The following is a 3,182-nucleotide window of genomic DNA, read 5'->3' as shown; positions in this document are numbered from 1 at the left end:
ATAGTACTGTTTTACGGTCATAACGGTACGGGTAAATCAACGGTAGCAAGATACCTTCAAGATACAACACATAATAATTATAGTCATTGTAGTTACGTGTTACCCAACGCTCAAGATTATCAAATATTAGTTTATAACACTGACTTTGTAGAAAAAAACTTCTCTCAAGGTAGCTTTGAGGGAGTTTTTACTTTAGGTGAAACGAACGTAACGGCTGAACAAGCTATAAGCACCGCTAAAGCAGAAATAGAAAAATTAGAAAAACAAAGAACCCAAAAACAAACTCTAAACGGTCAACATAAAGAGAAAGAAACTACACAAGAAAAAGCCATTCAAGCTAAATGTTTTGAAACCAAACACATGCATGACAAAAAAGACTTAGATCACTGCTTAATTGGTTTTAAAGGCTCGACAGATGCGTTTTATAATGAAATTCTAAAAACAGACCTGATAGAAACACCTGAATACACGTTTGAAAGTCTATCGGCTGAATCTAAAGAACTAAATAGTAAAAGTGCGACACAAAAAATCTCGATTAAGAATCTAGTTTTAGACCTAGCTTCGAGCGAATCAGCTACTATTTTAAATGAAGTTATTGTTGGTTCTAGTGACAGTTATTTAGCTAAGTTAGTCGATAAACTTAAAAACTCTACCTGGGTAAATAATGGGCATGTTTATATCGATGGCGCTGAAGGAAAATGCCCTTTTTGCCAACAAGCTATTGATGATAAATTAATTACAAATATTAATAATCTTTTTGATGGTTCGTATAAAGAAAAAAAAGGTGAATTAGAAACTCTACAGAGTGGATATAAGCAAGAAATTGAAACCTTAAACGAGACACTATCAGGAACTCACTATACAACGATTAACGATACAAAATTAGACCTAGCTAAAGAGAAACTTTCAGGTATGCTTCAAGCAAACCTTACGAAACTGAATCAAAAGCTATCAGATCCAAGTATTAAAATCACCCTAGAATATACTACTGATTTAGTACAATCAATTAATGATATTATCGATGCTTATAATGTAGATAGAGAAAAATTTAACACTAGATTATCGGATAAAGAAGGGGCACTCACCGTTATTAAAAAGAAATTTTGGTATTTGGTTCGTATTAAGTACGACGCAGCTATCAAAGATCACAATACTTTAATCGAATCAATACGTACTGATATTGCAACAGCTGAAACTGAAGAAAAAACCCTCACTACAGCTATTCAATCTCAAGAAGATATTATCATTGATAACCGTAAAATAATTACCAATATTGAAACATCTACAACCAATATAAATAATAAGATGAAGTCGATAGGTTTAGAAGGTTTTGAGATTAAACAACAACCAGGAAATAGTAATCACTATTACCTTTGTCGTGGTATTGATTCGAGCGGTAATGATGTATATAAGTCGCTTAGTGAAGGTGAAAAAACACTTATTACTTACCTCTACTTTTTAGAATTATGCCAGGGTAGTGTAAATAGTAACTACCCTACTCCGGATAATAAGAAAATCATTGTGGTAGATGATCCTGTATCGAGCCTTTCCCATAATTACATTTATGAAATAGGAGATCTCACACATAAAAAGCTTATTAAAGACTACAAATATGCACAAGTGATATTACTCACCCACAGCCTTTATTATCTACATGAAATGATTAAATATTTACCTAAAGGAAAATGTTTTGATAAAAAATGTAATTTGTTTAGATTTATTAAAAACACGAATAGTGATATTGTTCCTATGGGAAAAAGTGATATAAAAAATGATTACCAGTCATACTGGCAGGTTATAAAAGATGTTCAAAATGGAAGTACTAATAATATTGTTTTACCTAATATCATGAGAAATATTCTCGAGTATTACTTTTCTTTTGTTCATAAGGAAGACGCTTTAAAAGCCGCACTAGATGAACTCGCAGAAAGCGACACTGAGTTCTCCCCTTTCTTCAGGTTTATTAATAGAGGGTCTCACTATGATTCAGTAAATATTAACGAACTCGGAGAGATTGATCCAGTTAGGTTTACTAATAAATTTAAAGAAGTATTTATTAAAACTGATTTCGCAGCACACTACGATAAAATGATGGCTTAATCTTTTCATAAATTACAATTAAACAAACATCGCGGATTCAAGTAAAAAATGTCCAGTTATCTTTTGCGCCATCAGCAATACCGAGATAAAGTGCATCAGGGTAGCGCGCTTTGATACGTTTTATTTCTCGCTTAAATCGTTCTTTAAAACGGGTGAGGCTGAAATCTGGTATCGTTGTCCTTCGGTCAGTTGCTTGTATTGATTCATATGCTTCCTCATCTTTGGTCGGATTGAAAAAGCCTGAACTTATACATCAGCTGGCCCTCTCAGTCTCTTAAAAATGAATTGCACTTGTTAGTTGAATCTAAGATCTAAGATAAATAAAATCTACTCTAATTTTAGATAAATAGATAAATAGATAAATAGATAAATAGATAAATAGATAAATAGCATTCTTTTTTGCTTTTTATTAAAAACTTATTATAACCAACTACAAATAGTTAAAATCATAAAAAGCATGCTATTTATTTTTTAATATAAGGATTCCGATATGGGAAAAATAATAGCCTTTGTAAGCCAAAAAGGTGGTGTTGCCAAAAGCACTTTAGCGAGAGGGGTTGCTAGTGAAGCAAGCAAAAGTGGTCTTAGCGTAAAAGTAGCTGACCTCGATACTCAACAAGGGACTTTTGCGGAGTGGCATAGGATAAGATTAAACAATAGTTTTAACTCTATAGGATCTGTTGAGGTTTTTGCCAAAGCAAAGGATGCAATAGATCAGGCTGATCATTATGATTTATTGATCATTGATGGAGCTGCTCGCGCAAGTTCAGCAACTCTTGAAATAGCAAAAATAGCTGATTTAGTAATACTTCCTACTTGCGCTAGTAGGGATGACTTAACTCCGGCCATTCGTTTAGCTCATGAGCTACAACAAAAAGGAACACCTAACAAAGACATCGCCTTAGCTTTAACCAGGGTAGGTACACAATCAGAAATTGATGATGCTAGAGAATTTATACAACAATCTGGATATCAAGTATTAGATGGAGAACTACAAGAAAAACCTGGGTATCGACAAGCACAGAATGATGGCTTATCTATTACAGAAACAAGGTATAAAAGTTTGAATGAAAAAGCTGATA

At 33.1% G+C, this 3,182-nt stretch carries 2 protein-coding genes; both read left to right on the top strand.

Annotation, left to right across the window (positions count from 1 at the left end; translation table 11 throughout):
* Positions 1-2,100: AAA family ATPase (locus CDZ78_RS19500; protein ID WP_167374415.1), on the top strand; the 2,100-nt coding region annotated here is incomplete at its 5' end.
* A gap of 490 nt (positions 2,101-2,590) precedes the next feature.
* Positions 2,591-3,182 (top strand): ParA family protein (locus CDZ78_RS19495; RefSeq protein WP_087871450.1); only part of this gene is annotated, 592 nt, incomplete at its 3' end.

The organism is Bathymodiolus platifrons methanotrophic gill symbiont, from assembly GCF_002189065.1.
Taxonomy (GTDB): domain Bacteria; phylum Pseudomonadota; class Gammaproteobacteria; order Methylococcales; family Methylomonadaceae; genus Methyloprofundus.
The sequence above is the reverse complement of the archived record's forward strand: the minus strand, read 5'-3'. Positions and strand labels throughout refer to the sequence as shown.